Below are 5,103 nucleotides of genomic sequence, written 5' to 3'. Positions count from 1 at the left end.
ATGGGGTTTTTCCCGTCGACATAAACAGATACCCCGTCGAGGGCTACAGGGATCTCAATCACCTGTTTCCCTTGGCGAGTCTGAACCGCTGCTTTTTCTTCGGATTTCATCGGCCGGGATGCCTGCGCGATGTTGGTGGCGCCGTTGATCAAGGCGGCAATCCCGGTTCCAGAGCCGCCGCCGGTCACCTGGACGATGGCCCCCGGGTGCGTCGACATGTAGGCTTCCGCCCACCTCTGCCCGAGAATGACCATCGTATCGGATCCCTTGACGGTAATGGTGTCGGCTGACCGCGCCAAACCCGCCGAACCCAGAATGGCTGAAAAGACGATAAAACGCTGCAGAGTTTTCATTGAACCCTCCCTTAGGTTCCCATTCTAGACTTCCATTTTGACGGCTATATGACAGTGGTGTGACAACGGGATGACAACGGAGTAGCGGGGTGTGGCGAGTCGCCGGTTTAGGGGGGCGGTTTGTTTGGCTAGGCGCGAGGAGTGTTGAGGGCTTCGGAGTGGTGACGGATGTCCTTGCCGGCCACCACGAACACCACGTCTTCAGCGATGTTGGTGGCGTGGTCCGCGATGCGCTCCAAGTTGCGTGAAATGAGGATCAAATCAAGGGCCCGCTTGATGGTGGAGGGATCCGACAACATGAAAGTCAAAAGTTCTCGGAACACCTGTTCTTTTAACTGATCCACTTCGTCGTCGCGGACCAGCACCGAGCGTGCCAGGTTTTCGTCCTTCTGAACAAACGAATCCAAAGCGTTCTTCAGCATCTCCGTGGCGATCTCCGCCATGCGGGGGACATCAATCAGCGGTTTCAGGGGGGCTTCTTTGAGCAGGAACTCTGTGGTCTGGCAGATATTGACCGCTTGATCTCCGATACGTTCCAGATCCGCGTTTATTTTCATGCCCGCGGCCAGAAACCGGAGATCCGAAGCCGCCGGTTGATGCAAAGCGATCATCTTGAGGCAGCGGTCGTCCACTTCGATCTGGAGCTTATTCACCTCTTCTTCGTGTTGATACACCTTCTGGGTGAGTTCCAGCCGGCGCTCCGTCAGGGCCTTAATTGCCATGTGGATCATGGTTTCGGCCAGGCTTCCCATGTAGAGAATCCGTTCTTTCAATTGCTGTAAATCCTGATCAAAATGACGTTCCATCAGCCGAACCTCCCTGTGATGTAATCTTCCGTCCGTTGGTCGGTAGGCGTGGTGAAAACCGCCTGGGTGGCTCCAAACTCCACGAGCTCTCCCAAAAGCATATACCCCGTCCAGTCCGACACCCGGGCCGCCTGCTGCATGTTATGCGTCACAATAACGATGGTGTACTTCGTTTTGAGTTCCTGCATGAGATCTTCCACCTTGCCGGTAGCGATCGGATCCAGCGCCGAGCAAGGCTCATCCATCAACAAAACTTCCGGATCCGTGGCCAGGAGCCGCGAGATGCAAAGCCGTTGCTTTTGCTCAGAGGACAGCGACAACGCCGAATCCTTGAGTTTGTCCTTCAGTTCATTCCAGAGGCCCGTGCCGGCAAGGCTCTGTTCAACGATCTGATCCAGCGGCGTGCGGTCGACGAGGTTGTGAATCCGGGGTCCATACGCCACGTTTTCGTAGATCGACAGCGGGAAAGGATTGGGCCGTTGGAAGACCATGCCCACCCGTTTTCGGAGGCTTGTCAGAGGCAGCCCTTGGTCATAAATCGATTGACCATCCAAGAGAATCTGCCCCTCCACCCGGACGCTTGAAATCAGATCGTTCATCCGGTTGAAGGTCCGCAAAAGCGTCGATTTCCCGCAGCCGGAAGGGCCGATGATAGCGGTGATCGCCTGCGGCGGGATCCGGATGGAAACTCCGATGAGTGCCTGGAATGTCCCATAGAAGAGGTTCAATTTCCGGGTTTCCAGTTTCACCTCAGTCATCCGAACCTCCCCGTAATGTAGGCTTCTGTCCGCTCATCGCGCGGGGTGGTGAAAAGAACAGTCGTCGGCCCTACTTCCACCTGTTCTCCCATCAGGAGGAACAGGGTCCGGTCGGAGACGCGGGAGGCTTGCTTCACATTGTTGGTGACGAGAATCACCCCGATTTGTTTTTTAAGCTCGGAGAGGGCTTCTTCAATTTTAGCCGTTGAAATAGGGTCCAGCCCTGAGCAGGGTTCGTCCAGCAGCAGGACTTCGGGCTGAACCATCAGCGTGCGCGCCAGACACAGGCGCTGCTGCTGGCCGCCGGAAAGGTTGACCGCCTGCAGATCGAGCCGGTCTTTCACCTCTTCCCAGAGGTAAGAGGCTTGCAGACTCTCCTCAACACGTTTCCGGATCTCCTTCGATTCTGTGATGCCGTGGAGTTTGAGTCCGAAGACGAGGTTGTCGTAAATCGACATCGGCAAGGGAATAGGAACCGAAAACACAATGCCGATTCGCCGGCGAATATCCACCACGTCCGCATCGGGTCCGAAGACCGGCTTCCCGTTCAAGTGCACCTCGCCCGTGACACGGAGCTCCCGGTCCAGGTCGGCCATGCGGTTGAGCGCCCTCAAGAACGTTGTTTTGCCGCTGTTGGCTGGACCGATCACGGCCAGGATCTCACCCGCCTGCAAATCCAGGGACAGGGGCTGAAGGATCGGCGCTCCGTTGAAGTGCACGGCGAGCTGCCGGATTTGTAACAGAGGAGTCGTCACCGGGATGCCCTCAGTTTTCGCCGGATCTTAGAACGGATCCAGACCGCGGTGAAATTCAGAGAAAAGGTGAGTGCCAGGAGAACAAAGACCGTGGCATACAGAATGGGTTTTGTGGCTTCGACGTCTGGCGACTGAGTCGCCAGGACGTAAATGTGATAGCCCATTTCCATGAACTGGTCGTTCAACTTCCGGGGAAGATAGGGAAGGTAGTACGCCGCGCCCGTAAACAGGATGGGAGCCACTTCGCCGGCTCCCCGGCTGATGGCCAGTATCCCTCCGGTGAGAATCCCTCCGATGGCTTGCGGAAGCACGATCTTCTGGATCATCTGGACCCGGGTGGCCCCGAGGGAATAGGCCACTTCCCGGTAGGCCTCCGGGATCGCCCTCAAGGCCTCTTCCGTGGCCACAACCACCGTCGGCAGTGTCAGCAGCGCCATCGTCAGCGCGGCCCAGAGGATGGCGGGTTGTCCCCAGACAAGTTGCCCTGGAAAAAAGAAGCGGTCGATCCCCCGGCCCATAAAGCTGATAAAGAAACCCAGACCGAAGAGGCCGAACACGATCGCCGGTACCCCAGCCAGATTCTGGATGGCCAGGCGCAAGACATGAACGAAGCGCGACTTGGGTGGGGCATATTCGTGGAGGTAAATGGCGGTCAGAACCCCGAGCGGGATCACCGCCAGCGTCATCAGGAGAACCAGAAATAACGTCCCGAAAATCGCGGGGAAAATGCCGCCGGCCGTCATTCCCTGCTCGGGGGCATGTGTCAGAAATTGCCAGCTGAGTGCCGTCCATCCGTGATAGGCAATATTGCCGAGGATCAGAACCGTCATCGCGATGATCACCAGACAACAGGCGCCGGTCAGGCCGATAAAGAAAGATCCGATCATTTGGACCCCAGCACTTTCTGCTGCAGGCGGTTCACAAACCAATGTCCGAAAAGATTTAAAACAAAGGTGAAAATGAACAGGCATATCCCCACAAAGAAAAGGACATGATAGTGGGCGCTTCCCACAACCACTTCTCCCAGTTCAGCCGCCACCGTAGCGGAAAGCGTCCGAATCGGTTTGTCCAGCGCCAAGCTGTAAACCGGCGCGTTTCCGGATGCCATGAGAACGATCATTGTTTCCCCGATCGCGCGCCCGAACCCCAGCACGCAAGCGGCCAGGATTCCCGGAAGAGCCGCTGGGAAAACCACCCGGGCGGCTGTTTGCCAGGAGGATGCTCCCATGGCGATAGAGGCTTCGCGGTAGCTTCGCGGCACGGCCGTTAGAGCGTCGTCAGCGACGGTATAGACGATTGGAATGACAGCCAGTCCCAGAGCGATCCCGGCGTTGATCGCATTCAACCGGTAGACCATGCCAAAAGCCTCCTGGACGTAGGTCGCCATGACCATCAGCGCGAAAAATCCAAGCACCACCGATGGGATCCCGGCCAAGAGCTCGATCACCGGCTTGATCAGCTCCTTCATCCAGGAGGGGGCGAATTCCGAGCTGAAAAGCGCTGCGCCTAAAGCCAGGGGGATCGCAAAAAGCATCGCCACGGCCGTGGCCTTGAGGGTCCCGACAAAGAGGGGTAGCAGTGAATATTTTGGAATCACAGAGACGGGTTGCCATGAAAACCGTCCGTCCTGGAGCAGGAAAAGCTTGGAAAGGTTGGCTTCTTCCTGGATCTCCGGTGACGTCAGGATGGGGAGTGCTTCCTTGCCGATAAAAACAAAGATCAGGAAAAGAGCCACGATGGCGGTCAGGGCGCTGAGGTAGATGACACCCTCGACGAGGGCTTCCCATCTCCGGCGACCTGACCGCTTAGCCATCCTATCGGCCCCTTTTCACGAGTGGGAAATACCCCACCTGCGCGCAGATCTTCTGGCCGTCTTTCCCTAGAACCCAATCAATGAATGCTTTGACGGAGCCTCCCGGCTGGCCCGCGGTGTAGAAAAAAAGCGAGCGGGAAAGGGGATATTTGCCGTTGTCAACATTTGCCTCGGAGGGTTCCACCGCCGGGCCTTGAGCGGTGCGGCTGACTTTGAGCACTTTGGTTCCTCTGGAGTAGGCGATGCCGCCGTAACCGATGGCGCGTTTATCTTTGCTTACGGCGTTGATGACCGCCGCGGTGCCCGGCAGGCTGAGGACTTCCGGCGCGAAGTCGGTGTTTTTCAGGACATGTTCCTTAAAGAATGCGTAGGTGCCGGAGTTATTTTCCCGGCCATAGACCACGATCGGGCCAAGCGGAACACCCAGCTCTTCCCACTTTGTCAGGCTGCCCATATAGATCGCCTTGAGCTGATCCATTGATATCTTTTCGATGGGGTTTTTCCCGTCGACATAAACAGATACCCCGTCGAGGGCTACAGGGATCTCAATCACCTGTTTCCCTTGGCGAGTCTGAACCGCTGCTTTTTCTTCGGATTTCATCGGCCGGGATGCCTGCG

The 5,103-nt window shown here is 57.0% G+C and carries 7 protein-coding genes; all 7 read right to left on the bottom strand.

What is annotated here, in order from left to right; all coding sequences use genetic code 11:
- Positions 1-353: substrate-binding domain-containing protein (locus WC859_10695; GenBank protein MFA5976614.1), on the bottom strand; the 353-nt coding region annotated here is incomplete at its 3' end.
- A gap of 128 nt (positions 354-481) precedes the next feature.
- On the bottom strand, positions 482-1,159 hold the full coding sequence (phoU, locus tag WC859_10690; protein MFA5976613.1) for a phosphate signaling complex protein PhoU: 678 nt from the start codon (positions 1,157-1,159) through the stop codon (positions 482-484).
- Positions 1,159-1,917: a phosphate ABC transporter ATP-binding protein PstB gene (gene pstB, locus WC859_10685; GenBank protein ID MFA5976612.1), complete on the bottom strand. Its 759-nt coding sequence runs from the start codon at positions 1,915-1,917 to the stop codon at positions 1,159-1,161. Before pstB ends, phoU begins: the two co-directional genes overlap by 1 nt.
- The gene (locus WC859_10680) at positions 1,914-2,672 is read right to left on the bottom strand and encodes a phosphate ABC transporter ATP-binding protein (GenBank protein MFA5976611.1); all 759 of its coding nucleotides are present in this window, start codon (positions 2,670-2,672) and stop codon (positions 1,914-1,916) included. Before WC859_10680 ends, pstB begins: the two co-directional genes overlap by 4 nt.
- A complete protein-coding gene (gene pstA, locus WC859_10675; protein MFA5976610.1) occupies positions 2,669-3,559 on the bottom strand; it encodes a phosphate ABC transporter permease PstA in 891 nt (296 codons plus the stop codon). Before pstA ends, WC859_10680 begins: the two co-directional genes overlap by 4 nt.
- Positions 3,556-4,485 (bottom strand): phosphate ABC transporter permease subunit PstC, encoded by a 930-nt coding sequence (gene pstC / locus WC859_10670; protein MFA5976609.1) that lies wholly within the window; start codon positions 4,483-4,485, stop codon positions 3,556-3,558. The genes pstA and pstC overlap by 4 nt, the downstream gene beginning before the upstream one ends.
- A 1-nt stretch (position 4,486) precedes the next feature.
- A partial coding sequence (locus WC859_10665) for a phosphate ABC transporter substrate-binding protein (GenBank protein ID MFA5976608.1) occupies positions 4,487-5,103 on the bottom strand: 617 nt, incomplete at its 5' end.

It is taken from the genome of Elusimicrobiota bacterium (assembly GCA_041660185.1).
GTDB lineage: Bacteria > Elusimicrobiota > Elusimicrobia > 2-01-FULL-59-12 > 2-01-FULL-59-12 > JBAZWU01.
This window is presented reverse-complemented; position numbering and strand designations above follow the sequence as displayed.

Excerpts from the sequence above, each read along its gene's own strand:
- phoU (MFA5976613.1), bottom strand. The coding sequence starts at position 1,159 with ATGGAACGTCATTTTGATCAGGATTTACAGCAATTGAAAGAACGGATT.
- pstB (MFA5976612.1), bottom strand. The coding sequence starts at position 1,917 with ATGACTGAGGTGAAACTGGAAACCCGGAAATTGAACCTCTTCTATGGG.
- pstC (MFA5976609.1), bottom strand. The coding sequence starts at position 4,485 with ATGGCTAAGCGGTCAGGTCGCCGGAGATGGGAAGCCCTCGTCGAGGGT.
- pstA (MFA5976610.1), bottom strand. The coding sequence starts at position 3,559 with ATGATCGGATCTTTCTTTATCGGCCTGACCGGCGCCTGTTGTCTGGTG.